The sequence below is a fragment of the Micromonospora sp. WMMA1976 genome (assembly GCF_027497335.1).
GTDB classification, from domain to species: domain Bacteria; phylum Actinomycetota; class Actinomycetes; order Mycobacteriales; family Micromonosporaceae; genus Micromonospora; species Micromonospora aurantiaca.
The window spans coordinates 4,563,504-4,587,597 of the sequence record NZ_CP114912.1; the positions used below are offsets into that span (position 1 = coordinate 4,563,504).

The 24,094-nt window shown below is 73.4% G+C and carries 26 protein-coding genes; 9 read left to right on the top strand and 17 right to left on the bottom strand.

Going from position 1 to position 24,094, the window contains the following annotated elements; translation table 11 throughout:
• Window positions 1-4 precede the first annotated feature (4 nt).
• Entirely contained in the window at window positions 5-3,028 is a 3,024-nt protein-coding gene (locus O7546_RS20800; RefSeq protein ID WP_194801113.1) for a bifunctional [glutamine synthetase] adenylyltransferase/[glutamine synthetase]-adenylyl-L-tyrosine phosphorylase, read from the bottom strand.
• A 2-nt stretch (window positions 3,029-3,030) separates the two neighbouring features.
• Window positions 3,031-3,798, bottom strand: a complete 768-nt coding sequence (locus O7546_RS20805) for a type 1 glutamine amidotransferase (protein ID WP_194801112.1) — start codon at window positions 3,796-3,798, stop codon at window positions 3,031-3,033.
• A gap of 58 nt (window positions 3,799-3,856) precedes the next feature.
• On the opposite strand from O7546_RS20805, the gene O7546_RS20810 reads away from it, so the two are divergent.
• On the top strand, window positions 3,857-4,786 hold the full coding sequence (locus O7546_RS20810) for an LD-carboxypeptidase (RefSeq protein WP_194801293.1): 930 nt from the start codon (window positions 3,857-3,859) through the stop codon (window positions 4,784-4,786).
• A 136-nt stretch (window positions 4,787-4,922) separates the two neighbouring features.
• On the opposite strand, the gene O7546_RS20815 is transcribed toward O7546_RS20810, so the two are convergent.
• Entirely contained in the window at window positions 4,923-5,828 is a 906-nt protein-coding gene (locus tag O7546_RS20815) for a virginiamycin B lyase (protein ID WP_194801111.1), read from the bottom strand.
• Window positions 5,829-6,009: 181 nt separating this feature from the next.
• Here O7546_RS20815 and O7546_RS20820 point away from each other — a divergent pair, with 181 nt between their 5' ends.
• Window positions 6,010-6,540, top strand: coding sequence for a hypothetical protein (locus O7546_RS20820; RefSeq protein WP_194801110.1), 531 nt, complete (start codon window positions 6,010-6,012; stop codon window positions 6,538-6,540).
• A gap of 147 nt (window positions 6,541-6,687) precedes the next feature.
• On the opposite strand, the gene O7546_RS20825 is transcribed toward O7546_RS20820, so the two are convergent.
• From O7546_RS20825 to glnA, 4 genes are all read right to left on the bottom strand, one after another.
• A complete protein-coding gene (locus O7546_RS20825) occupies window positions 6,688-7,050 on the bottom strand; it encodes a VOC family protein (RefSeq protein ID WP_194801109.1) in 363 nt (120 codons plus the stop codon).
• Window positions 7,051-7,145: 95 nt separating this feature from the next.
• Window positions 7,146-7,838, bottom strand: coding sequence for a YafY family protein (locus O7546_RS20830; protein WP_269697394.1), 693 nt, complete (start codon window positions 7,836-7,838; stop codon window positions 7,146-7,148).
• A gap of 32 nt (window positions 7,839-7,870) precedes the next feature.
• Entirely contained in the window at window positions 7,871-8,296 is a 426-nt protein-coding gene (locus tag O7546_RS20835; protein WP_269697395.1) for a DUF350 domain-containing protein, read from the bottom strand.
• Window positions 8,297-8,377: 81 nt separating this feature from the next.
• On the bottom strand, window positions 8,378-9,727 hold the full coding sequence (glnA, locus tag O7546_RS20840; RefSeq protein ID WP_194801106.1) for a type I glutamate--ammonia ligase: 1,350 nt from the start codon (window positions 9,725-9,727) through the stop codon (window positions 8,378-8,380).
• Between the two features lie 206 nt (window positions 9,728-9,933).
• Here glnA and O7546_RS20845 point away from each other — a divergent pair, with 206 nt between their 5' ends.
• Window positions 9,934-11,694 carry an NAD+ synthase gene (locus tag O7546_RS20845; RefSeq protein WP_194801105.1) on the top strand — a complete coding sequence of 587 codons (1,761 nt, stop codon included), beginning with the start codon at window positions 9,934-9,936 and terminating at the stop codon, window positions 11,692-11,694.
• Between the two features lie 119 nt (window positions 11,695-11,813).
• Window positions 11,814-12,659: a 3-methyl-2-oxobutanoate hydroxymethyltransferase gene (panB, locus tag O7546_RS20850; protein ID WP_269697396.1), complete on the top strand. Its 846-nt coding sequence runs from the start codon at window positions 11,814-11,816 to the stop codon at window positions 12,657-12,659.
• 46 nt (window positions 12,660-12,705) lie between these two features.
• Here the strand turns inward: panB and npdG are convergent, their stop codons facing one another.
• From npdG to O7546_RS20870, 4 genes are all read right to left on the bottom strand, one after another.
• On the bottom strand, window positions 12,706-13,404 hold the full coding sequence (npdG, locus tag O7546_RS20855; protein WP_194801103.1) for an NADPH-dependent F420 reductase: 699 nt from the start codon (window positions 13,402-13,404) through the stop codon (window positions 12,706-12,708).
• A 66-nt stretch (window positions 13,405-13,470) separates the two neighbouring features.
• A complete protein-coding gene (locus tag O7546_RS20860) occupies window positions 13,471-14,907 on the bottom strand; it encodes an RNB domain-containing ribonuclease (protein ID WP_269697397.1) in 1,437 nt (478 codons plus the stop codon).
• Window positions 14,908-14,969: 62 nt separating this feature from the next.
• Entirely contained in the window at window positions 14,970-15,725 is a 756-nt protein-coding gene (locus O7546_RS20865; protein WP_269697398.1) for a histone, read from the bottom strand.
• Between the two features lie 77 nt (window positions 15,726-15,802).
• On the bottom strand, window positions 15,803-16,006 hold the full coding sequence (locus O7546_RS20870) for a hypothetical protein (protein ID WP_030273123.1): 204 nt from the start codon (window positions 16,004-16,006) through the stop codon (window positions 15,803-15,805).
• A 182-nt stretch (window positions 16,007-16,188) separates the two neighbouring features.
• Here O7546_RS20870 and O7546_RS20875 point away from each other — a divergent pair, with 182 nt between their 5' ends.
• Window positions 16,189-17,463: a M48 family metallopeptidase gene (locus tag O7546_RS20875; RefSeq protein WP_269697399.1), complete on the top strand. Its 1,275-nt coding sequence runs from the start codon at window positions 16,189-16,191 to the stop codon at window positions 17,461-17,463.
• A gap of 3 nt (window positions 17,464-17,466) precedes the next feature.
• On the opposite strand, the gene O7546_RS20880 is transcribed toward O7546_RS20875, so the two are convergent.
• Both O7546_RS20880 and O7546_RS20885 read right to left on the bottom strand, forming a co-directional pair.
• Window positions 17,467-18,234 carry a hypothetical protein gene (locus O7546_RS20880; protein ID WP_269697400.1) on the bottom strand — a complete coding sequence of 256 codons (768 nt, stop codon included), beginning with the start codon at window positions 18,232-18,234 and terminating at the stop codon, window positions 17,467-17,469.
• Entirely contained in the window at window positions 18,231-18,554 is a 324-nt protein-coding gene (locus O7546_RS20885) for a PadR family transcriptional regulator (protein ID WP_269697401.1), read from the bottom strand. Before O7546_RS20885 ends, O7546_RS20880 begins: the two co-directional genes overlap by 4 nt.
• Window positions 18,555-18,793: 239 nt before the next feature.
• Here O7546_RS20885 and O7546_RS20890 point away from each other — a divergent pair, with 239 nt between their 5' ends.
• Both O7546_RS20890 and O7546_RS20895 read left to right on the top strand, forming a co-directional pair.
• Window positions 18,794-19,165, top strand: a complete 372-nt coding sequence (locus O7546_RS20890) for a hypothetical protein (protein WP_013287772.1) — start codon at window positions 18,794-18,796, stop codon at window positions 19,163-19,165.
• Complete coding sequence (locus tag O7546_RS20895; RefSeq protein WP_281599962.1) at window positions 19,162-19,647, top strand: roadblock/LC7 domain-containing protein; 486 nt, start codon at window positions 19,162-19,164, stop codon at window positions 19,645-19,647. Before O7546_RS20890 ends, O7546_RS20895 begins: the two co-directional genes overlap by 4 nt.
• A gap of 150 nt (window positions 19,648-19,797) precedes the next feature.
• Here the strand turns inward: O7546_RS20895 and O7546_RS20900 are convergent, their stop codons facing one another.
• The 4 genes from O7546_RS20900 to O7546_RS20915 all read right to left on the bottom strand — a co-directional run bounded on the left by O7546_RS20900 (window position 19,798) and on the right by O7546_RS20915 (window position 22,180).
• Window positions 19,798-20,754: a threonine/serine dehydratase gene (locus O7546_RS20900; protein WP_269697403.1), complete on the bottom strand. Its 957-nt coding sequence runs from the start codon at window positions 20,752-20,754 to the stop codon at window positions 19,798-19,800.
• Window positions 20,755-20,873: 119 nt separating this feature from the next.
• A complete protein-coding gene (locus tag O7546_RS20905; protein WP_281599963.1) occupies window positions 20,874-21,269 on the bottom strand; it encodes a VOC family protein in 396 nt (131 codons plus the stop codon).
• 7 nt (window positions 21,270-21,276) lie between these two features.
• Window positions 21,277-21,642, bottom strand: coding sequence for a DUF6331 family protein (locus tag O7546_RS20910; protein ID WP_281599964.1), 366 nt, complete (start codon window positions 21,640-21,642; stop codon window positions 21,277-21,279).
• 169 nt (window positions 21,643-21,811) lie between these two features.
• Window positions 21,812-22,180, bottom strand: coding sequence for an immunity 51 family protein (locus O7546_RS20915; protein WP_281599965.1), 369 nt, complete (start codon window positions 22,178-22,180; stop codon window positions 21,812-21,814).
• A gap of 98 nt (window positions 22,181-22,278) precedes the next feature.
• Here O7546_RS20915 and O7546_RS20920 point away from each other — a divergent pair, with 98 nt between their 5' ends.
• Window positions 22,279-22,683: an ADP-ribosylation/crystallin J1 gene (locus tag O7546_RS20920; protein ID WP_281599966.1), complete on the top strand. Its 405-nt coding sequence runs from the start codon at window positions 22,279-22,281 to the stop codon at window positions 22,681-22,683.
• 346 nt (window positions 22,684-23,029) lie between these two features.
• A complete protein-coding gene (locus tag O7546_RS20925; protein ID WP_281599967.1) occupies window positions 23,030-23,833 on the top strand; it encodes a hypothetical protein in 804 nt (267 codons plus the stop codon).
• The last annotated feature ends 261 nt before the right edge of the window (window positions 23,834-24,094 follow it).

The window sequence follows — 24,094 nt, forward strand, 5'->3', positions numbered from 1 at the left end:
TGGGCTAGAGGGGGGACTCCAGGATTCGCTGGACGACTGTGCGGGAGTGGCGGCCGGTGCGCAGGTACTCGTCGAGGAACTCGCCCTGGTCCTCCCGCCCCAGCAGCCGCACCACACCGGCCAGCTCCACCCCGTGCCGGGGCAACTGGTCCCCGGCCCGGCCGCGTACCAGCATCAACGCGTCGCGCACCTCGGCGGCGAGCGTCCAGCCGGCCGCCAGCTCGGCGGCGTCTGACGGGTCGAGCAGCCCGGCGTCGCGGGCGGCGGCGAGGGCGTCGAGCGTACGGGTGCCGCGCAGGGCGGGCACCTGACCGGCGTACCGCAGCTGGAGCAACTGCACCGCCCACTCGACGTCGGCGAGCCCGCCCCGGCCGAGCTTGGTGTGGGTGGCCGGGTCGGCACCGCGGGGCAGCCGCTCGGTCTCCACCCGCGCCTTGATCCGGCGGATCTCCACCACCTGCTCGCGGCTCAGCCCTTCGGCCGGGTAACGCACCGGCTCGATCATGGCCTCGAACTCGGCGCCCAGGTCGGCGTCGCCGCAGACGAACCGGGCCCGCAGCAGCGCCTGCGCCTCCCACACCCGGGACCAGCGCGCGTAGTACTGCGCGTACGCGGCCAGGCTGCGAACCAGCGGACCCTGCCGGCCCTCGGGGCGCAGGTCGGCGTCGACGCCCAGCGGCGGGTCGGGGGCGGGCGCGGACAGCAGCCGGCGCAGTTCCTCGGCGATGGCCTGTGCGGCGGCGCTCGCCGCGCTCTCCTCCACCCCGGGCGGCGGGTCGTAGACGAACAGCACGTCGGCGTCGGAGAGGTAGTTCGACTCGTACCCGCCGAGCCGGCCCATGCCGATCACCGCGAAGCGCAGGCCGGGCGGTCCGGGGTGGACGGTACGGGCGGCGCGCAGCGCGGCGGCCAGCGTGGCGTCGGCGACGTGCGACAACGCGGTGCCGACGGCAGTCACGTCCACCACAGTGGGCCGGCGTTCCCCGCCGCCGACCGGGCGCGAGGTGAGCGGTGCGAGCGAGCCGGCGTGGCTGAGCACGTCGGCGGCGGCGATCCGGACCAGTTCCCGGCGGCGCAGCGCGCGGACCGCCCGGATCGCCTCGACCGGGTCGTCGTGGCGGGCGGCAGCGGCGGCGAAGCCCTCGACGAGGGTCTCCCGTGGACGCGGGGTCAGTTCGCTGTCCTCGGCGAGCAGCCGCAGCGCCTCCGGTTCGCGGGCCAGCATGTCGGCCGCGTACCGGGACGAGGACAGCACCCGGGCCAGCCGGCGCGCCACCGGGCCGGAGTCGCGCAGCAGGCGCAGGTACCAGGGGGTGCTGCCGAGCTTGTCGGAGACCTGCCGGTAGTTGAGCAGACCGCGGTCCGGCTCGGGGGCGTCGGCGAACTCGTCGAGCAGCACCGGCAGCAGCGTGCGCTGGATGGCGGCGGTACGGCTGACGCCGCCGGTGAGCGCCTGCAGGTGCCGCAGCGCGCCGGCCGGGTCGGCGAAGCCGAGCACCTCCAGCCGGTGCCGGGCCGCCTCGGGCGTGAGGCGCAACCCTTCGGCCGGTACGCGGGCCACGGATTCGAGCAGCGGCCGGTAGAGCAGTTTGGCGTGCAGCCGGCGTACCTCGGTGGCGTGGGTGACCCACTCGGCGCGGAACTCCTCGACGGCGCTGCGGCCCGGCGTGGCCACGTAGCCGAGCGCGGCGGCGAGCCAGCGCAGCGCGGCCGGTTCGGTCGGCACGGTGTGGGTGCGGCGCAGAGCCTGGAGCTGGAGCCGGTGCTCGACGGCGCGCAGGAAGCGGTAGCCGCGCAGCAACGCCTCCCCGTCGGCGCGGCCCACGTAGCCGCCGGCGACGAGCGCGCGCAGCGCCGGCACGGTGCCGGGCACCCGCAGCGACTCGTCGCCCCGGCCGTGCACGAGCTGGAGCAGCTGGACGGCGAACTCGATGTCGCGCAGCCCACCCGGACCGCGCTTGATCTCGCGTTCCAGCTCCTTGGGCGGCACGTTGTCGAGGATCTTGCGGCGCATGGACCGGACGTCCTCGACCGCCTCGGGGCGTTCGGCGGCGGTCCACACGAGCGGGGCCAGCTCGTCGATCCACTCCTTTGCGAGCTCCAGGTCACCGGCGGCCGGGCGGGCCTTGAGCAGCGCCTGGAACTCCCAGGTGCGCGCCCAGCGCTTGTAGTAGGCGAGGTGGCTGGCGAGCGTGCGGACCAGCGGCCCCCGGTTGCCCTCGGGCCGCAGCGCCGCGTCGACCGGCCAGGCCACCAGCCCGCAGATCTGGATCAGCCGGGTGGCGATCTGGGTCGCGGCGGGCAGGTCGTCGTCGGTGGCGGAGACGAAGATGACGTCGACGTCGGAGACGTAGTTCAGCTCGTCGCCACCGCACTTGCCCATCGCCACCACTGCCAGGCGGGGACGCGGCGTGCCCTCTGGGAGTTCGTCGGCGGCGATGTCGTAGGCGGCGGCCAACGTGGCGTCGGCCAGCCCGGACAGCGCCGCCATGGTCTGTTCCAGGCCGCGCCCGCCGGTCAGGTCGGCCGCCGCGATCCGCAGCAGCGCGAGTCGGTACGCCTGCCGCAGCAGCGGAACCGCGCCGGTCATGGTGGTGAGCCGGGCGGCGACACTCAGGTCGAGCCGGCCGTCCGCGGTGGGGGCGAGCCCGTCCGGCTCGGTCGCCAGCACCGCCCACTGCCCGGGATTGGCGACCAGGTGGTCACCGAGCGCGGAGGACGCGCCGAGCACCGCGATCAGCCGGCGGCGCAGCCCGGGGTCGGCGGCCAGGGCGTCGCGTACGGCCACCTCGTCGCCGGAGCGCCGCTCGGACTCGACCAGCCGGTGCAGCTGACGCAGGGCCAGGTCCGGGTCGGCGGCCCGGGACAGCGCGCCGAGCAGCTCGGCGGCGCGTTCGTCGGCGGGTTCCTGGGTGTCGGGCCGCCACAGGGCGAGCCCGTCCGGGCCGAGCAGGTCGGCGGCGCGGGTGGCGCCGTCACCCTCGGCGAATCCGTAGCGGGCCAGGCGCCCGCGGGCCGGCCGGGTCACCGTCAGGCCCCGAGCAGCGGCAGGCTGCGGCGCGGGTTGTCGTCGCCGAGTTCGCCGAGCGCGAGTGCGGCGAACCGGATCGCGAACGGCTGCCACGCCTCCTCGACGTCGGCCATCACCCGGTCGCAGGCGGCCACCACCAGCTCGGGGTCGTAGCCCAGCTCGGCCAGCACGGCCGAGTCGCGGGACCACTCGGCGATCATCGCGGTGTCGCACTCGATGTGGAACTGCAGCCCCCAGGCCCGGTCGCCGAGGCGGAACGCCTGGTGCGGGTAGCGGGTGGACGCGGCGAGCAGCGTCGCGCCGTGCGGCAGCTCGGTGATCTCGTCGGCGTGCCACTGGAGCACGTCGGGCATCAGCGGCACGTACCGGAACAGGGGGTCGTCCTCGGCGGCGTCGCGCCGCCCGACGAGCGCCGGCCCGACCTCCGGGCCGGACGGGCTGCGTTCGACCCGGCCGGCGTGCGCGGTGGCGAGCAGTTGCGCGCCGAGGCAGACCGCCAGCGTGGGCACGCGCTTGCGGACCGCCTTGCGCAGCAGCCCTTCCAGCGCCGGGAACCAGGGTGCGCCCGGAGCGCCGTCGGACCCCGGGTATGCCTGCTGGTCGCCGCCGAGCACCACGAGCGCGGCGTACCCCTCCAGGTCGTCGGGGAGCGGGTCACCGGCGTGCGGACGCAGCACGCGCAGCTCAAGGCCCCCTTCGGTGAGCCACTCCCCCAGGCGGCGGAGGTCGTCGGTCGGGTCGTTCTCGATCACCAGCGCGGTCGCCACGACGTCGAGGCTAACCGGTGCGGCCGACAGAGCACGGTCCGGCAGGCCCTAGGCTCCGATCGTGCCTGACGACTGCCTGCGCCCACCGGCCCTGCGTCCCGGCGACGCGGTGATGCTGGTGTCCCCGTCCGGGCCGACCCGTCCCGAACGGGTGGCCCGCGGCATCGAGCTGCTCACCGGGTGGGGGCTGCGGCCGGTGCCCGCGCCCAACGCGTACGCCAGGCGGGGTTACCTGGCCGGCGACGACGCGCTGCGGGCCGCGGACCTGAACGCGGCGTTCGCCGACCCGGAGATCCGCGGGGTGATCTGCACCCGGGGCGGCTACGGCGCGCAGCGGGTGGTCGACCTGATCGACATGGCCGCGGTACGCCGGGATCCGAAGGTGGTGGCCGGGTTCTCCGACATCACCGCGTTGCAGTTCGCGCTGTGGCGGGGCGCCCGCCTGGCCGGGGTGCACGGGCCGGGCGCCGCGTGGCGGGACGAGCGCACGCCGGTCCGCTCGGCGGAGTCGCTGCACGCCGCGCTGACCAGCACTGAACCGGTCACGGTGGCGGCGGCCGAGGCGGAGGAGACGTACCCGGTGCGGGTGCCCGGGCGGGCCGAGGGCCGGCTGATCGGTGGCAACCTGTGCCTGATCACCGCCTCCGTCGGCACGCCGGACATGCCCGACCTGACCGGGGCGATCCTGCTGGTCGAGGAGGTGCAGGAACCGCCGTACAAGATCGACCGGATGCTCACCCACCTGCGCCGCTGCGGTGCGCTGGACGGTATCGCCGGGGTGGCGGTCGGCCAGTTCACCGAGTGCGCGGACGGCTGGGACACCACAGTCGTGGACGTGCTCACCGACCGGCTGGGCGACCTGGGCGTGCCGGTCCTGGGCGGCCTGCCGATCGGCCACGGCCCCAACCAGCTCACCGTCCCGGTAGGCACCCCCGCCCTGCTCGACGCCACCACAGGCACCCTGACGGCCACCGCCGCCGTCAGCTGACGCCCGCCGCCCCACCCGGCCCGGCACCGCCCCACCCCACCCCACCCGACCCGACCCGACGATCATGAAGTTAGCGGCGGTCTGGAGATCCACAACTGCCACTAACTTCATGATCAACGCGGCCGGGGCGGCGTGATCAGCGCGGCGTGAGCGAGGCGGGCGGGGTCAGGTGGGCCACGGCGCCGATCTCCAGGGCGACCCAGACCGCGCCGTCGGGGGTGACCGTGAGGCCGTGGGGTTCGGACGCCGGGGTCGGCAGGGCGTGGGCGGTGATGTGGCCGTCGGGGTCGATGTGGCCGATGCGGTTGGCGCCCCACTCGGTGAACCAGCAGCCACCGGCCGGGTCGGCGACGATCGCGTGCGGGCGCGCCGCCCGATCCGGCAGCGGGAACTCGTCGATCCGCCCGTCCGGCGTGATCCGGCCGAGCTGCCCGGCGACGATCTCGACGAACCAGAGCGCGCCGTCGCCACCGCGGGTGATGCCGACCGGCCCGGCCGCCTCGGTGGGCAGCGGATGCACTGCCACCTTCCCGTCCAGGTCCACCCGGGCGACCGCGTTCGCCTGGTTGAGCGTGAGCCAGAGCGCGTCGTCCGGGCCGGCCGCCAGCATCGACGGGAAACCCTTGTCGACCGGCAGCGGGAAGGACGCCACCTCCCCGTCGACGCTCACCCGGCCGACCGTGTCGTCGCTCATCCCGGCGTACCAGAGCGCGCCGTCCGCGCCCACCGCCAGCCCGCAGGGGCCGCAGCCGGGCGGCAGCGGCACCGAGCCGGTCTCGCCGTCGACGGTGATCCGGCCGAGCCGGTCGTCGCCCGAGCGGGTGTACCAGAGCGCGCCGTCGGGGCCGCCGACGATGATCAGCGGGCGGCTGCCGGGCGGGTCGTCGCGGTAGGTCCGTACCGCACCGTCGAGACCGAGCCGGGCGACGCCGCCGGAGCCGGCCAGCGCCAGCCAGAGCGCGCCGTCGGACCCGACCGTGATCGAGTACGGGCCGGAGCCCGGTCCGGTGAGCGGGATCTCACGGATGGCGGGCTGTGTCATCGAGTGGCCTTTCGTCGGGTTTCGCCCAGCCTCGCGGGCGCTACGGCGCACCGGCAACACGAATAATTCGGGCCTTTCGGACGGGATTGCCAGCTCGCTGACAGGTTCGCCACGGGTTGCCCTCAGTTCCGGCGACCACTGTCGGTGACGTCATCGCACCACCACCGAACAGGAGAATCGCATGATCCGCACGATGTCGAAGAAGCACCTGCTGGCCGGCCTGGCCGCCGCCGGTGTGCTCGGCGTCGGGATCGCCGCCCCGACGGTGGCGCTCGCCGACGACAAGAGCCCGAACCCGTCTTCGAGCGCCAGCAGCACCACCGACCAGGGTGACGACCGCCGCCAGAAGCACGCCGACCGGCAGGCCGAGTTCGCCGAGGCGCTCGCCGAGGAGCTGGGCGTCCCGACCGACAAGGTCACCGCGGCGCTGGAGAAGCTGCACGAGCAGCGCCAGGGCGACCGTCCGGAGCGGCCGGAGCGGCCGTCGACCGAGGACCGGCAGGCCGCGCTGAAGGAGCGGCTGGACCAGGCCGTCACCGACGGCAAGCTCACCCAGGAGCAGGCCGACGCGGTGCTCAAGGCCGCCGAGGCGGGCGTGTTCCCGGGCCCGGGCAAGGGCGGCCACGACGGCCGGCCCGGCCACCACGGCAAGGGCGGCGACAAGGCCGACCAGGGCGCCGAGGCCGAGCAGGAGGGCCAGGGCGGCAAGTGACGCGGTGGCCCCGCCGCCCCTCACCGGCCGTTCCCTCCTCCTGGCCGGAGCTGAGCGGGGCCACCCCCGGTGGCGGTGCCCGAACGGGCACCGCCACCAAGCCGTTCCGGTACGGCAGTCCCGACGACGACCACACCCGACGTACTGTCAGCCCTCGGCGGGCGGGGTGAAGACGCCGAACAGATTGCCCGACGGGTCACGCAGCGTGGCGCGCACCAGGCCGGCCGGCGTGGTCATCGGTGCGGTCAGTACGGCGCCGCCGGCCTCCTCGGCCCGGCGGCAGGTCTCCGCCACGTCGGCCACCTGGGCGTAGAAGGTCGCGTAGTTGCCGTCGTCGGTGCCCCGGATCGCGCCGCCGATCCCCGGCTCACCACCGGCCGTCGTCTGCCGGTACGACCCGCCCGGGCCGCCCTGCTCGAAACTCCAGCCGAACAGTTCGGTGTAGAACCGCTGCGCCTCGTCCGGGCGGTCGGAGCCGATCTCGAACCAGGTCACGGGCGTGCTGGACATGCTTCCTCCTCGTTCGCGCCGGCGGTCGGCCGGCGTCGTCAGGATTCAGCCTCGTACCGGGCCACGACAACGTCCTGTCGGTGTTTCCACCCGGATCAGACCAGGGTGAGCGGGCGCACCCGGTCGACCGGCACGTCGAGGTCGCCGGGACGCCACTCCCGGGTCACCGGCTCGGCCAGCGGATGCACCGACACGATCCGGTCGGTGCGGAAGCAGCGCACACCGTCGCGCAGCCGGCACCAGGCGACCAGGTACCAGTGCACCGAGTTGCCCAGGTAGGCCAGCGGCTCCACGTCGCGCGCCGAATCGGCGCCGCCGCGGTCGGCGTACCGCAGGCGCAGCACCCGCCCGGCGGCGACCGCGTCGGCGACGGCGGCCGGGACGGGCGTGCCCGGCCCGTCCCCGACCAGGTGCACCCGGCCGGCGAGCTGGTGCGCCTCGGCGACAGCGGCCGGCGGCATCACCGCGACCAGCTTGCGCAGCGCGGCGCCCGCCGCCGGGGCGAACGGTGAGCCGCCGAGCCGGTGCAGCGCGACGGCCATCGCCACCGCCTCGGCCGGTGTCAGGTTGACCGGCGGCAACGTGCGGGCCCGATCGACCACGTAACCGCCGGTGCGGCCCGGCTCGGCCCAGATCGGCACCCCGGCGCCCTGCAACGCGGAGATGTCGCGCTCGACGGTGCGGGTGCTCACCTCGAAGCGGCGGGCCAGCCAGCTCGCGCTGCGCGGGCGCGGCGACACCGCCCGCAGCTCCTCGACCAGGGCGTAGAGGCGGTCGGTGCGGTTCACCCCCGGACGCTAACCCGGGGGTACGACACCCCTCAGGCGATGCAGGCGCAGACGATCAGCGCGGCGCCGAAGTGGGTGGCGGCGCTGACCTTGGCGGCCGGGTGCGGCTCGTCGGCGGCGATGACGTCGCCCAGCTTGCCCGGCGTGAGCAGGTCCAGCACCAGGAAGGCCACCGCCATCACCAGCAGGCCGACCAGCCCGAACACCACGGTGGACGCGAGCCCCTTGGTGAACGAGCTGTAGCTGGTCAGCACGGCGGTGAAGACGATGCCGGCGATGCCGATCTGGTTGGCGGCGAGCAGCAGCGCGGCGTTGCCGTTGCGGCGCACCCAGATCAGCTCCCGCAGCTTGCCCGGGGTGAGCAGGTCGACGAGCAGGAATCCGGCGGCCATCAGGGCGACCCCGACCATCCCGAACACGATGCTCTGCCACGCCCCGTCGAGCAGATCTCCCAGCACCAACGCCTCCCCGGCTCACGCCCGCCCGGCGGTGGTGCCGGGGCGGTGCCGCAGACGATAGCGGCACCGCGCCAGCGTGATCTAGAGCGAGAGGTAGCGCTGCCGCTCGTACGGGGTGACCTCGCGGCGGTACTGCTCCCACTCGGAGCGCTTGTTGCGCAGGAAGAAGTCGAAGACGTGCTCGCCGAGCACCTCGGCCACCAGCTCGGAACCGGCCATCACGTCGATCGCCTCGGCCAGGTTCTCCGGCAGCGCCTCGTACCCCATGGCCCGGCGCTCGGCGCTGCTCAGCGACCAGACGTCGTCCTCGGCGCCCGGGGGCAGCTCGTAGCCCTCCTCGATGCCCTTGAGGCCGGCGCCGAGCATCACCGCGAACGCGAGGTAGGGGTTGGTCGCGGAGTCCAGCGAGCGGACCTCGACCCGGGCCGAGTTCGGCTTGCCGTAAGCGGGCACCCGCACCAGCGCGGACCGGTTCAGGTGACCCCAGCAGACGTACGCGGGGCTCTCGGTGATCCGGTCCGGCAGCGCCTGCGGGAACAGCCGCTTGTACGAGTTGACCCACTGGTTGGTGACGGCGGTGTACTCCCGGGCGTGGGTGAGCAGCCCGGCGATGAACGACTTCGCGACCTTGGACAGCTTCATCGGGTCGCCGGCGTCGTGGAACGCGTTGCGCTCCCCCTCGAACAGCGACAGGTGCGTGTGCATGCCACTGCCCGGCTGGTCGGTGAACGGCTTCGGCATGAAGCTGGCCTGCACGCCGGTGGAGAGCGCGACCTCCTTCACCACGTGCCGGAACGTCATGATGTTGTCGGCGGTGGTGAGCGCGTCGGCGTAGCGCAGGTCGATCTCCTGCTGGCCGGGGGCGACCTCGTGGTGGCTGTACTCCACCGAGATGCCGATCCGCTCGAGCGCCAGCACGGCCTGGCGGCGGAAGTCCCGCGCGACGGCGTGCGTGGTGTGCTCGAAGTAGCCGCCGGTGTCCACCGGGACGGGCACCGAGCCGTCCTGCGGACCGTTCTCCAGCAGGAAGAACTCGATCTCCGGGTGGGTGTAGAAGGTGAAGCCCTTGTCGGCGGCGCGGGAGAGCATCCGGCGCAGCACGTGCCGCGGGTCGGCCCAGGAAGGGCTGCCGTCGGGCAGCGAGATGTCGCAGAACATCCGGGCGCTCTCGCCGCTGACGCCGCCCTCGAACGGGAAGACCTGGAACGTGGTCGGGTCCGGCATGGCCACCATGTCCGACTCGAAGACCCGGGCGAAGCCCTCGATCGCGGAGCCGTCGAACCCGATGCCCTCGTCGAAGGCCGCCTCCAGCTCCGCCGGGGCCACCGAGACGCTCTTGAGCGTGCCGAGCACATCGGTGAACCACAGCCGGACGAAACGGATGTCCCGCTCTTCCAGCGTGCGGAGGACGAACTCCTGCTGACGGTCCACTTCCACCCCTCGTGACACGTACGTCCGCACCGGTCGGGCCGGCCCGGCCTGACCGCCCAGTCTCCACCGGGCTCGTTACGCCGACGTTACGCCCTCCCCGGCCGGCCGTCCCGCCGTGTCCGGCCCGCCGGGATGCGCTCGGGGGCCGCCACCGGTATCCCGCGACCTGTCGGATTCGGCCCGGACGGCTGGGGGAAGATGGAGGCATGCCCACCCTGCGTCTCGCCCTGTGCCAGGTCAACCCGACGGTAGGCGATCTCGCCGGCAACGCCGGCCTGGTCCGTTCGTGGACCCGTCAGGCCGCCGAGGCCGGCGCCCAGCTCGTCCTGTTCCCCGAGCTGATGCTCACCGGTTACCCGGTCGAGGACCTGGTGTTCCGCCGCTCGTTCGTGGCCGCGTCCCGCGCCGCGCTGCACCGGCTCGCCGCCGACCTGGCCGCCGACGGTCTCGGTGAGCTGCCGGTGGTGGTCGGCTACCTGGACGCGGACGGCCCCCCGCAGGTCAGCTCCGACGCCCAGCCGGGCAAGGGCGCCCGCAACGCGGCGGCGGTACTGCACCGGGGCGAGGTGGTGGCGACCTACTTCAAGCACCACCTGCCCAACTACGGCGTCTTCGACGAGGACCGCTACTTCGTCCCCGGCGACACGCTGACAGTGGTGCGCGTCGGCGGGGTGGACGTGGCGCTGACCATCTGCGAGGACCTGTGGCAGGCCGGCGGCCCGTTCGCGGTGGCCCGGGAGGCCGGCGTCGGGCTGGTGCTGAGCATCAACGGCTCGCCGTACGAGCTGAACAAGGACGACGTGCGGCTGCCGCTGGTCCGCCGGCGCGCCGCCGAGGCCGGTGCCGCCATCGCGTACGTGAACATGGTCGGCGGCCAGGACGAGCTGGTCTACGACGGCGACTCGATGATCGTCGCCGCGGACGGCACGCTGCTGACCCGGGCGCCGCAGTTCGTCGAGCACCTGCTGGTGCACGACCTGGAGCTGCCGGCGGCGGCAGGTGCGCCCGGCGGGACCGGCGCGCTGAGCGACGGGATGCGCGTGGCCCGCCACGACATCCCGGCGATCCCGGCCGCGCCGGCCGGACCGGCTGCGGACGGCGGCATCATCGAGCCGGTCGCCGACGAGGCCGAGGTGTGGCACGCGCTGGTGCTGGGCCTGCGCGACTACGTCGACAAGAACCGCTTCCCCTCGGTGGTGCTCGGCCTGTCCGGCGGCATCGACTCGGCGGTGGCGGCGGCCATCGCGGTGGACGCGGTCGGCCCGGAGCGGGTCGTCGGCGTCTCGATGCCCAGCCAGCACTCATCCGAGCACTCCCGCACCGACGCCGAGGACCTGGCGAAGCGCACCGGCCTGGACTACCGGGTCGAGCCGATCCAGCCGATGGTGGACACGTTCCTGGCGAACATGTCGCTGTCCGGGGTGGCGGTGGAGAACCTCCAGGCCCGGGTACGCGGCGTGATCCTGATGGCGCTGTCGAACCAGGAGGGCCACCTGGTGCTCACCACCGGCAACAAGAGCGAGCTGGCGGTGGGCTACTCGACGCTCTACGGCGACTCGGTGGGCGGCTACAACCCGGTCAAGGACGTCTGGAAGACGCTGGTGTGGCGGCTGGCGAAGTGGCGCAACGCGGACGCGGCGCGGCGCGGGCAGACGCCGCCGATCCCGGAGAACTCGATCGGCAAGCCGCCGTCGGCCGAGCTGAGCCCCGGCCAGCTCGACAGCGACACGCTGCCCGACTACGACGTGCTCGACCCGATCCTGATCGGCTACGTCGACGGCGACCTGGGCCGCGACGGCCTGGTCGAGTCCGGCCACGACCCGGCCGTGGTGGACAAGGTGCTGCGGATGGTGGATACCGCCGAGTACAAGCGGCGGCAGTCCGCGCCCGGCACCAAGATCTCCATGAAGGCGTTCGGGCGGGACCGGCGGCTGCCGATCACCAACCGGTGGCGCGAGGACGGCTGACCCCTTCCCCGGCCGGGGAGTGACATCCTCCACTCCGACCTGCCCGCGGCCCGCCGCCCGGTGCGACGATCGCGGGGAACCCGGGGACCGCGTGCGCGGCCTCGAGGAAGGAGATTGTCATGGTGGAGTCCACCCCGGCCGAGGTGACCGCCCTCTACGGCGGGCCGGCCACCCGGCGGGTACGCACCCGCGACCTGATCGCCGCCAAGGAGCGCGGCGAGCGGTGGGCGATGCTGACCTCGTACGACCAGTACACGGCCTCGATCTTCGACCAGGCGGGGATCCCGGTGCTGCTGGTCGGCGACTCGGCGGCGAACAACGTCTTCGGCTACGAGACCACGCTGCCGGTGACCGCCGAGGAGCTGCTGCCGCTGGTGCGCGCCGTGGTCCGCGCCACGAAGCACTCGCTGATCGTCGGTGACCTGCCGTTCGGCTCGTACGAGGAGGGGCCGGCGCAGGCGCTGCGCACCGCGGTGCGGTTCATGAAGGAGGGCGGCTGCCACGCGGTGAAGCTGGAGGGCGGGCGGCGCTGCGCCGCCCAGATCGAGGCGATCACCGACGCCGGCATCCCGGTGATGGCGCACATCGGCTTCACCCCGCAGAGCGAGCACACGCTCGGCGGCTACCGGGTGCAGGGCCGGGGCGAGGCCGCCGAGGAGGTGCTCGCCGACGCGCGGGCGGTGGCCGAGGCGGGCGCGTTCGCGGTGGTGCTGGAGATGGTGCCGGGCGAGGTGGCCAAGCGGGTCACCGCCGAGCTGCCCATCCCCACCGTCGGCATCGGGGCCGGCCCGGACACCGACGGGCAGGTGCTGGTCTGGCAGGACATGGCCGGGTTGCGGACCGGCCGGGCGCCGCGCTTCGTGAAGCGGTACGCCGACCTGGCGGGCGCGCTGACCGACGCCACCCGGCGGTTCGCCGACGAGGTGCGCGACGGCGAGTTCCCGGCGGCCGAGCACACGTTCTGAGGTGGGTACGGCGGGAGCCGGCGCCGGCCGGTTCCCGCCGCGCTCGTCAGAGGTCGGTGACCCGGATGCCGGCGTGCGCCTTGTAGCGCTTGTTGATCGCGATCAGGTTCGCGGTGAACGCCTCGATCTGGTGGGCGTTGCGCAGCCGCCCGGCGTAGATGCCCCGCATGCCGGGGATCCGCGCGGCCAGCGCGCCGACCACGCCCACGAGTTCCCGGTCCTCGGTGCAGATCAGCACGTCCAGGTCGATCCGGTCGATCTCCGGGTCGGCCAGCAGCGGCGCGCTGACGTGGTTGAACGCGGCGCAGACCCGGGACTCGGGCAGCAGCGCGGCGGCCTGCTGCACGGCGCTGCCCTCGGCGACCGCGAGCGCGTACGGGCCCTGCTTGTCGAAGCCGAGCGGGTTGACGCAGTCCACCACGATCTTGCCGGCCAGCGGTCCGGCGAGCGCGGCGACGGTGGCCGCGTGCCCGTCCCACGGCACCGCGACGATCACCACGTCGCTGCGCCGGGCGACGTCCTCGTTGTCCCCGCCGGAGACCAGAGCGCCGTCCGGGATCCCGGGCAGCGCGGCGATCTCGGCGGCGGCCTGGGTGGCCCGCTCCGCGGTGCGGGAGCCGATCAGCACGGTCTGCCCGGCCCGGGCGAACCGGTAGGCGAGACCCCGCCCCTGGTCGCCGGTGCCACCGATGATGCCGACGGTCAGCCCGGAGACGTCGGGCAGCGTGGTCGCGTCGTAAGCCATGCGCTCATCCTCGCAAAGCGGGACCGCGTGCGGTGCATCCCGATGCTGTGACAATCGCCGCGCTGGTCACGCCCGTTCGAAGGCGACCCGGCGCTGGGCCGGGTCGGCGGCGGTGAGACGTACCCGGACGCGTTCGCCAAGCGGCAGCTCACCGGTGCAGCGGGCGCGCACCGGCGGCTCGTCGAGCGCGATCGTGCCGCCGGGCGGACGGCCGGGGCGGCCGTTGCCCGCCGGGCGCGGTTCGTCCACGTCGAGCACGGCCGCCTCGAACGTCTCCCCCACCCGGTGCGCGAGCAGCACCGCCTCGGCCAGCTCCACCGCGCCACGGGTGGCGGCGCCCGCGGTGCGGTCGGTCGCGGCCATCACCTCGGGCAGCTTCGGCAGCGCGGCCCGGACCTGCTCGGGCACCTCCCGGCCCTCGTGCAGCGCCAGGCAGACCTCGGTGGCGTAGCGGTCGGCCAGCCGGCGCAGCGGTGCCGTGACGTGCGCGTACGCGGCCGCCACCCCGCCGTGCTCGGGCTGCTCGGGCAGCTCCCCGTCGAATGCGGTGTACGCGGCGCCGCGCATCAGCTCGGCGGCCTGGTCGACGAAGGCCGCGACCCGGGGCTGGGAGGTGTCCAGCCCGTCGAGCACCTGACCCACCGGGGTGCCGTCCGGCCAGGGCACGCCGAGCGGGTCGGCGGCGAGCCGCAGCCGCTCGACCGCCTCGGGCCGGGGCCGGGGCATGGTGCGGAGCAGCCCGATCCGGCCGCCCAGCATGATGTCGGCGGCGGCCATCCCGGTCAGCAGCGAGATCTGCGCGTTGTGCTCCTCCATCGGGCCGGGGCCGCGCAGCACCAGCCGCCACCCGTCGCCGTCGGGCTCGACGTCCTGCTCCGGCAGCGGCAGGTTGATCGCGCCCCGGCTCAGGCCCCGCGCGGTGAGCAGCGCGCCGACCTCGGGCAGCAGGGCGATCGGCTCGGGCAGCCGGCCCGTGTCGGCGTCGCGCTGCACGCCGCCGTAGTCGAGCTTGGCCCGGCTGCGCACCAGCGCCCGCTCCAGCGTGACCGCCACGGTGCCGCCGTCGGCGTCCAGGTCGACGGTCCAGAGCACGGCGGCCCGGTCGGCGTCGGGCAGCAGACTGGCCGCTCCTTCGCTGAGCGTGTGCGGGTGCAGCGGCACGTTGCCGTCGGGCAGGTAGACCGTCTGCCCCCGGCGCCACGTCTCGGCCTCCAGGTCACCGCCGAGGCGTACGTGGGTCAGGACGTCAGCTATCGCGTACCGGACGCGGTAGCCGCCGCCGGGACGGCGGGTGAGGTGCATGGCCTGGTCGAGGTCGCGCGAGGTCGCCGGGTCGACGGTGACGAACGGGATGTCGGTCCGGTCGGCGACGGCGGGCGGCGGCGCGGCGGCCGCCAGGTCGGCCTCGCGCTGCGCCGCGGCCGGGAAGCTCTCGGGCAGTCCCAGCTCGCGGCGCAGCGCGCCGAAGTCGATACGGGGCGCCAGTACGCGTCGGATCACCACGCGGTCAATCCTGACAGCGCCCCGCACGTTCCGCTCCCCGGGAGGGAGCGGTGTCCGCGGCGTCAGGCGCGGCGGGCCGGCGCCTTACGTGCGGTGGTGCTCTTGGCGGCGGTGCTCTTGCGGGCCGGCGCCTTCTTCGCGGCGGTGGTCTTCTTCGCCGCCGAGGTGGTCTTGCGGGCGGTGGTGGTCTTGCGCGCGGGCGCCTTCTTCGCCGCCGCCTTGCGCGCCGTGGGACGCGTCGAGGCGGTGGTCTTCTTCGCGGGCGCCTTCTTCGCCGCCGCGGTGGTCTTCTTCGCCGCCGCGGTGACCTTCCGCGCGCCGGTGGTCTTCTTGGCCGCCGTCGTCGTCTTCTTCGCCGCAGTCGTCTTGCGGGCCGGCGCCTTCTTCGCGGTGGCGGTGGTCCGGGCCGTCGTGGTCTTCCGGGCCGCGGTGGTCTTCTTCGCCGCCGTGGTCTTCTTGGCCGCCGTGGTCTTCTTCGCCGCCGCCGTCTTCTTGACGGCTGTCGTCTTCTTCGCGGTGGTCTTCTTCGCCGGCGCGGTCTTGGCGGCGGCCCGGCCGGCCGGCGCCGTACGAGCCGCGGTCTTCTTCGCCGTCGTCCTGCTGGTAGTGGTCTTGGTGGCCGGCGCCTTGCGCGCCGCCGACACGACCTTCCTGGCGGCCGCCTTCTTGGCCGCCGCCTTCTTCGCCGGTGTCCGCCCGGCGCCGGCGCCCGAGGCGTTCGGCGACGCCTTGGTGACCGTCGTCGTCCTGCCCGCGGCGGTCCTCTTCGCGGTCGTCCGTTTCGCGGCCGGGCGGGTGGCCTGCTGTGCTTCGGCCATCTCGGTTCCCTTTCCTGGGGACGTGCTCTCGCCCTCGCGGAGCACGGATCACCTCGACGCGGGCCCTCCCGCGCCGTCTAGCGGCCCTCCCCGGCCCAACGGGCGTCCTCGGCGTCCCACGCGTCGTTACGCTCCCGCACTGTCTGCAGGGCGTTGTCCGCGTCGGCGGCTGAGGCGTACGGTCCGAGAACGTGCTTGGCGGGGCACACGTCGGCATCGGTCTCGACCCGGTGGTGTCGCGTGCACCAGTAGTAGTGCCCACCACTTCCGTCGTCGCTCATGCGATCACTGTGCACCGGGAACCGCCCGGCCGCCACCGGAACGGCACAAATAGTCACGGCCTTCTCCACATTAGACCTGGTCGGGGCGGTTGTGGCGGGGAACGGCGGAAGACTCGGAGATGCCCGCACTCGTCCGAACGGCCGGTACCGGCGCCGGTGGGGAACGGACAGGATCGGCGCTCGTGATCACCACGACGACGGGCACGGGGGCCTGTCCGCGATGCGGCGCGACGCCGGTGTCGCTGGACGGGGCGTTGCCCTGGTGCGCCGGCTGCGACTGGAACCTCGACACCTACGACGCGCGCCGGCAGCCGCCGGAGTTCGGCTGGTCCTGGGTCGACCGGCGGACCCACCGGCTCGCCGCGCGGCTCACCCGCCGGCAGTACGCCGCGCTGCTCGGCCGGTCGCTGGAGCCGACCGGGCCCGGGTTCACCGGCGTTCTCGTCGCCGGCATCTCGGTGCTGCTCCTGCTCGGGGTGGCGGGGATCGCGGTGGCCGGGGTGTGGCTGCTGTTCGCGTACCCATTCCCGAACCTCGCGGTGGTCGGCGGCGTGGCGCTGATCGCGCTCGCGGTGGCGCTGCGGCCGCGTTTCGGCCGGCTCGACCGGGACCTGGACGTGCTCACCGAGCGGGAGGCGCCGGAGCTGCACGCACTGGTCCGGGAGGTGGCGACGGCGGTGGGCGCGCCGATGCCGCACGTGATCGGCGTCGACGGCGCCATCAACGCCTACGCGACGTCGGTGGGGCTGCGCCGGCGGCGCGTGCTCGGCCTCGGGCTGCCGCTGTGGGGCGCCCTGGACGGACCGGCGCGGGTCGCGTTGCTGGGCCACGAGCTGGGCCACTTCGTCAACGGCGACGTACGCCGGGGGCCGGTGACCCAGCCGGCGCTGACCATGCTCGGCAACGCCGCCGACCTGTTCCGGCCGCGGGGCGGGTCCGACGGCGGCGGCCTGCTGGTGATGGTCGGCGAGTGGCTCGGCCACCTGGCGTCCTGGACGCTGTCGCGGCTGCTGTTCGCCGGGCACGTGGTGCTGGTCGCGACCGCGCTGCGGGAGAGCCAGCGGGCCGAGTACCTGGCCGACGAGATGGCCGCCCGCGCCGGCGGCACGGCGGGCGCGACCCGGCTGCTGGACACGACGCTGCGGACCGACTCGGTGGCCACCGCCGTGCGCAACGCGGTACGCGGCGGCCACGGGCCGGACACCTGGCGGGTGGAGACGGGACGCGCGCTGGACGCCGCGGCGCAGCGGCTGTCGCTGGAACGGCAGCTCACCGTCCGGGAGGACGCCTCGCTGTTCGCCGCCCACCCGCCGACCGGTCTGCGGCACCGGATGCTCGGCGCGCGGCCCTGGCAGGACCCGGCGGTGACGCTCACCGAGGCGCGGGCCGCGCGGATCGACGCCGAGCTGGCCCGGCACTACGAGCGGGCCGGGCGGGCGCTGAGCTGGAACGCCTGACGCTCAGGCGGGTGCCGGGACGGGCTCCGGACCGGGTACGGCGGCGGGCGCCGGGCGGGCCGCCGCCATCGCGTACGCCACGGCGTAGGGCGTGCAGGCCAGGTAGAACAGCGGCTCGACGAGCACCCGGTCGGTGATGCGGAAGCGTTCCCACCCGGTCGGCCGGGGCAGCCCGAACGACGAGTCGGTCCAGCAGGTGAACAGCCAGAGCGGCGCGGAGATCCGGTCCACCGCGTCCGGCGGCAGACCGTCGGCCACGGGTGCGGTGGCCGGGACCGAGGTGACCACCGCGAGCACCACCGCCGCGTCGGCCGCCACCAGCGCGCCGAGCAGACCGGCCAGCCACGCGAGGCGGACCCGGCCCCGGCGCGCCAGCGCCCCGGCGGCCCAGAGCGCCGGGACCAGCAGCGCCAGCCAGAGCAGCAGCCCGGGCACCGTCTCCCACACCCGGCTCTCGCCCCGGGCGGCGAGCAGCGCGAGCGTCGCGGTCACCGTCGCGGCGACCGGCAGCGCCACGCCGAGCGCGGTGGGCAGCGCCCCCACGCGTACGGTCCGGCGCGCGGCCCGGGTGACGACGATCGCGAGCGCCGTGCCGAGCAGCGCGGTGAGCGCCGACCAGGCCGGCAACTGCGCGGCGGCGGCCCACGGCACGCGCATCTCCAGCCACCCGTGGGCCACGCCCATCACCGCGCCCGCGAGCACGAGGACCGCGACGCAGGCTGGCGGCGCGACCAGCAACACCCCTGCGGTACGCCCCAGCGGCCGGGTCACCACACCGGCGCCCAGACCAGGTCCGGGCCGGCAGGTTCGGCGGGTACGAGGGCACGCAGCTCGCTCAGCGCCGACCGGGCCGAGCGGATGCCCTCGCCGGTGAGGCGGTAGTAGCGGCGGGCCGGGCGGCCGGCGGCGGCCGGGTCGACGTCCTCCCAGTCGGCGGCGAGCCAGCCCGCCGCCTGAAGGCGGTGCAGCACCGGGTAGAGCGTCCCGCTGGGCAGGCCGGTGAGCCGCATCAGGTCGAGGCCGTAGCGCGGCGCCTCGGGCTCGGCGAGCAGCGCCGAGAGCACCTTCGCCACCGGAATGGTGAGTCGCACGGGCGCACTCTATCGGATCTCTACATAGCGTGGATGCACCGTCTTACCGGGACAGACGGCGACAAGTAATGGACGGCGCGGTCCCTTCGCCGGGACCGGCGGCCGGTCCGGGAGGGCCCGCTCAGGTGGATCACCGGTGGCCCGTGTGCACCTCGCGTCTCCATATGCGAGCCTCGACGGACCGCACCCGCTGCCCGCCCGCTCCGGCGGACAGCGACCCGAGCTGGGGAGAGAAGATCGTGGGCAACCTTGACATCGCGCTGAAGAACGCGATGAACATCGACGGCGCGATCGGGGCCGCGCTCGTCGACTACACCAGTGGCATGACCCTCGGCGTCGCCGGGGGCACCGGCGAGATCGACCTGACGGTCGCCGCCGCCGGCAACACCGACGTCGTACGCGCCAAGCTGCGCACCATCGAGATGCTCAAGCTCGACGACGAGATCGAGGACATCCTGATCACGCTCGGCAGCCAGTACCACCTGATCCGCCCGCTGAGCAACCGCACCGGCAAGGGCCTGTTCCTCTACCTGATGGTGAGCAAGAGCCGGGCCAACCTCGCAATGGCCAGACACCAACTGCGCACGATCGAGGAGAGCCTGGAACTGTGAGCCGGGTGGACGACCTCCCCCGCCGTACGCGCCCCCAGGCCGGCACCCTGCCGCCACCCCGGGCGCTTCCACAGTCGCTGGCCGGAAACCCGGCGCTGCCGTACCCGGCCATCGCCCAGGAACTCTCCGCGCTGCGGCTGCAGATCCCCGGCGTGCACGGATGCGTCCTCGGCGGCGTCGACGGCCTGCTCGTCACGCACAACCTGCAGAACGGCGCCGACCCGGACGACCTGGCTGCGCTCGCCGCCACCATGTACGGGCTCGGCCGCCAGGTCGGGTCACGGTTGGGGCAGGGCGACTTCCAGCAGTCCACGGTACGCAACGCGGGCGGCTACCTCAGCGTGTACGCGATCAACGGAGAGGCGCTGCTCGCCGTGATCGGCACGGACAGCATCAACGTGGCGCGGCTGCACCTGCACGCCCCGACCACCGCAGCCCGGCTCGCCGAGCTGCTCGACGGCGTCAGCCCGGCCACGTCCTGACGTACGCCGGTCGTCCCGGTCCCACCCGTCCGGACCGGAGGCGGCCGGCGTACCCCCGGGTTCTGCCGTTCGTGCGGCGCGGAGGTCGCGCGCCTTGTGCGGCGGCGCGCTCGGCGCGGCGGTCGCGTGGTGCGCGGTGGGCGCTGCGGGTCAGAGGCCGAAACGGCCGGCCCACGTGGTCACGTCGGCGACTGTGGCGTTGCCGCCGCAGACCACCAGGCCGATCCGGGCATCGGCGCCCACCCGCTCGACCACGCGGCGGGCGGCGGGCAGCAGGCACCCGGCGGCGGGCTCGGCCCACACCTTGGCGTGCTCGGCCAGCTCCAGCGTGCCCCGCACCGCCTCGGCGTCGGAGACCACGAGGACGTCGCTGACCAGTGCGGTCACATGATCGTAGGTGAGCTGCGAGACGCTCGGCGCGCTGAGCGTGGTGACGATCGACGACAGCGGCACCTCGACCGGGCCGCCCTTCGCGATCGCCTGCGACATCGCCTGCGCGCCCTCGGTCTCCACGCCCCAGACGCGTACCCCCGGCCGGCGCGCCCGCAGCGCCGCCGCCACACCCGAGATCAGCGCGCCCCCGCCGATGCTGACCAGCACGTCGGTCAGCTCACCGGCGTCGTCGGCGAACTCCAGCCCGACGGTGCCCTGCCCGGCGAGCACGATCGGGTCGTCGAACGGGTGCAGCAGCGTCACGCCCTCGTCCCGCAGCCGGTTCATCAGCGCGAACGCGCCGGCCATGTCCTCGGTCAGCCGCACGTCCGCCCCGGCCGCACGGGCCACCTCGACCGCACGGGCGGGCGCGCTGCGCGGCATGACCACTGTCGCCGCCACCCCGAGGGCACCCGCCATCACCGCGACCGCGATGCCGTGGTTGCCGCCGCTGACCGCTACCACCCCGGCCGCCCGCTCCGCGTCGTCGAGCGCAAGCAGCTTCGCCGCCGCACCACGGGCCTTGAACGAGCCGGTACGTTGCAGCAGCTCCAGCTTGGCGGTGACCGGTACGCCGAGCAGCTCGGTCAGTCCCGGGCTGGGCAGAGTCGGGGTGTGCACGACGACATCGGCGATCCGGTCGGCGGCCGCCTGGATGTCCGCAAGCTCGATCACCACCGCAGCGTCCCACACCGGCCCTCACACCCCGCGCCGTCCCCGCCGCGCGCCCTCGTGGCCCGCGCTCGCGGCCCGCGCCCGCCGATCTTGGAGCTGGGGCGGCCGTTCGGTCGCTGTCACGAGCGAGTAGCGGCTACCTCGGCGTCGCTGCGGAGGATGCAGAACTCGTTGCCCTCCGGGTCGGCGAGCACCACCCAGCCGGTGCCGTCGCTCTCACGCCGGTCGGCCACCACTGCCGCACCCAGCCCGGTCAGCCGGGCCAGTTCCTCGTCGCGCGTCCCCTCGACGGGGCGCAGGTCGAGGTGGATGCGGTTCTTGACCTGCTTCGCGTCCGGCACCTCGATGAACAGCAGGCGGTGCCGCCCGTCCCGCGAGTAGATCATGCACTCCTCGTGGCCCGGCTCGTTCGGGTCGTCCGGGTCCTCGCGGTAGTCGAGGACGGAGGCCCACCAACGGGACAGGGCGAAGGCGTCGGCACAGTCCACGGTGGTGTGGGACACGTAGGAGGTCATCACCGGATCATCGCAAGTCCTGATCACCCCGGGGCGCCCGGCCGTTCACGGACGCATCGCCGGCAGCCAGTCCCGCGGCGAGCGCGGCCAGAAAGTCCAGCAACTCACGCCGCGCGGCCTCGTCATGTGTGCGGTGGTTCAAAAAGTCCGACGTGACGCAACGGGAGCGGTCCTCGACCACCTCGATCAGCTCGATGAGTTGAAGTCGGGCCTCGACCACCGCGCCCGAGCCCACCTGGTGGCACCAGTCCTCGCTCAGGTCGGGGTCCGTGGAGACGGCATCGATCCCGCAGCACCCGACAACGCACTCGACCTCGCAGAAGGCGATGCACGTACGCAGGGGCGACGGCACGTCGACCGAAACGTCCGCCATCGCCTCTCCTCCCCTGAACCCGCCGCGACAGTGACGGGTGGCCGATGCTGGCGCCACAACCGTCCGGCACTCCTGCGAATTCGGCGGCCACTCGCGATCGTCGAGGAGGTCGCCTCGTGGACATCGCGTGGAGCGCTGCGTCTCCCTCGTCAACCGCCGGGGTCAGCTGTCAGTCGTCGAACTCGAACCCGCGCGCTTCGGCGTCGTCGACCAGCCGCCGGATGCGTTCGCCGTCGGTGGCCACGGCGTTCATCAAGGCCTCCAGTTCTTGCAGCGCGCCACGATCGGTGCCGTAGGCGCAGAACATGCCGGCCTCAGGGTCATAGGCGAATCGACCTTTGAGCGCCGGGGCCTCGATGCGGACGAGGACCTCCGCGACGCCTGCCCAGAAGTACCCGTTGGGCTCGTGACCAAGCTCCCCGATCACACCATCGACTGGGGTGGTCCCGGCATCCAGCAGCAGCGAATACTGTCCGGGAGTGGTCTCGATCAGCCGGAGCGAGGTCATCTTCGAAGCCTGACAGTGGTCGGTGGTCATGGCAAGATCCGGAAGTCTCCGTCAGGCGCTCAGTTCCGCTCCTCCACGCGGCGCGGTCATCTGCAAACCTCACACTCAACGGGCACGAGGTGCGGCGAATGTTCGATCCGGCGGGACTGTCCGGCATCGCGACCGACCGCGGCAGCGGGGGCGACGTGAGCAGCGACGTAACGACAGTGCTGTGGCGCCCCCTGGGACAGCAGGAACTCGGTCTCGTCCGCGAGGCAGGAGGTCGCAGGTGGCCGCCACTCCCGCCGGAGCACACTCACTTCTTCCCGATGCTCGACGAGGACTTCGCCATCAGAGCTGCCCAAGACTGGAACCTGTTCGGATCCGTGCGCTACGTGGCCCGCTTCCACGTCGAGACAGGCTTCCTGGGCCGCTACTCGACACGGTCCTTCGGCGGATCCGCCGCTCCGATGCTGTGGGTTGCAGCCGAGGAACTCGACGAGTTCAACGCGCACATCGTCGGTTCGATCGAGGTCATCCACGAATTCCGGTAGCGGGTGACCGGTACGGACGGCACCTTCGCGCGGCGTCGTCCCAGCCCAACCGGCCGCACGTCGCCGGGATCATCCAATGACCATCGACACCCGGAGTGCCCGAGGTAGGAGGCGAGGGCCTTGATGCTCTCCCCGGCATCGAGCAGCGCCGAGGCGCGGAAGTGCCGCAGCGCGTGCATGCCGGTCGTCCTCGACGGCACGATGCCTGCCCCCGTGACGGCAAGTCGACACGCTTTGGCGTCGAACCAGACTCACCTGGCTCAACGTTGGAACGTCCTGCCAGGCCGGAGCGCCGTTCGAGAAACTTGCTTGCTGCAACCGGCTCGGTGAGGGAAGGGTGCTGCGCGTGACCAAAGCACCCGACGGTCTCAACCTTCCACCGGGTCTCTCGCCCCAGCGCCTGGAAGTGCTGACAGAGCTTGCGGACCGGAACGATACGGATCACGGCGAGGACTTGGTGGGCCTGGTCCTCTCCGGTTCGGTAGGCCGAGGGCTTGCCACGGACCGCTCAGACCTGGACGTGTACGTCGTTCTCACCGACCAGGGCATGGGCGAGCGCAAGACGACCCGATCCCCTGACCTCGACGAGATCCCGGTTCCGGTCTCCCAGTTGGAAGAGGTACCCCCATTCGGGAGCGGAGGCTGGTGGTTCCGCTGGTCGTTCGCGTGGGCCCCGATCCTCCTCGACCGCACACAAGGCCGGCTGTCCTCCGCCCTTCACCGGTTGGCCACGGTGACGCCCGACGAGGCAGAGACGATTCTCGTCGAGCATGACCGCCTGGACGGGTGGCTGAACTATGCCTACCGGGCCCTCAAGAGCGACCGCGACGGACGCGAATTGGAACGCCGCCTCGATGCTGCCGAATCAGTGCCCTGGCTGCTGGACGTCATCTTTTCGCTGGCCGGACGGGTGCGTCCCTATCACAAGTATCTGCCTTGGGAACTCCGCGAACACCCCGTGCCTGAGTGGGATGCACGCGAACTCCTGTCATTGCTACAGGCCACCCTCGACGGCGATCCGGCCGCCATACGGGCAACCTTCAAGCGGGTCGAGAACCTCTGCGCGACCTTTGACGACGAGCGTCCCGTGCCCGTGCTGACCCCCATCATCGAAGGCTGGGGAGACGAACTGCAGATCCTCCGACACTGACCGGAGGTACCACCACCAGTCGACGCCTGAGTGATGCGGGGTCATACGCGATCCGCGAGGTCAGGTGTCGCACATCAGGTGGCGGAAGACTGTCGCGCATCAGTCGGCGGAGGAAAGGCCGGCTGCCGACGATGTCGGTTCTCAGGACCTGCATGACAGAGCAGTCTCGGAACGTGGGTGACACGTCCGGCTGGACGCTCTTGCACCGTTGACGGTGGGACTACCGTCGGAGGCGTGATCGTGCGTACGCGCTGGGCGATC

Excerpts from the sequence above, each read along its gene's own strand:
- O7546_RS20815 (WP_194801111.1), bottom strand. The coding sequence starts at position 5,828 with ATGACACAGCCCGCCATCCGTGAGATCCCGCTCACCGGACCGGGCTCC.
- O7546_RS20820 (WP_194801110.1), top strand. The coding sequence starts at position 6,010 with ATGATCCGCACGATGTCGAAGAAGCACCTGCTGGCCGGCCTGGCCGCC.
- O7546_RS20825 (WP_194801109.1), bottom strand. The coding sequence starts at position 7,050 with ATGTCCAGCACGCCCGTGACCTGGTTCGAGATCGGCTCCGACCGCCCG.
- O7546_RS20845 (WP_194801105.1), top strand. The coding sequence starts at position 9,934 with ATGCCCACCCTGCGTCTCGCCCTGTGCCAGGTCAACCCGACGGTAGGC.
- panB (WP_269697396.1), top strand. The coding sequence starts at position 11,814 with ATGGTGGAGTCCACCCCGGCCGAGGTGACCGCCCTCTACGGCGGGCCG.
- npdG (WP_194801103.1), bottom strand. The coding sequence starts at position 13,404 with ATGGCTTACGACGCGACCACGCTGCCCGACGTCTCCGGGCTGACCGTC.
- O7546_RS20865 (WP_269697398.1), bottom strand. The coding sequence starts at position 15,725 with ATGGCCGAAGCACAGCAGGCCACCCGCCCGGCCGCGAAACGGACGACC.
- O7546_RS20870 (WP_030273123.1), bottom strand. The coding sequence starts at position 16,006 with ATGAGCGACGACGGAAGTGGTGGGCACTACTACTGGTGCACGCGACAC.
- O7546_RS20905 (WP_281599963.1), bottom strand. The coding sequence starts at position 21,269 with ATGACCTCCTACGTGTCCCACACCACCGTGGACTGTGCCGACGCCTTC.
- O7546_RS20910 (WP_281599964.1), bottom strand. The coding sequence starts at position 21,642 with ATGGCGGACGTTTCGGTCGACGTGCCGTCGCCCCTGCGTACGTGCATC.
- O7546_RS20915 (WP_281599965.1), bottom strand. The coding sequence starts at position 22,180 with ATGACCACCGACCACTGTCAGGCTTCGAAGATGACCTCGCTCCGGCTG.
- O7546_RS20920 (WP_281599966.1), top strand. The coding sequence starts at position 22,279 with ATGTTCGATCCGGCGGGACTGTCCGGCATCGCGACCGACCGCGGCAGC.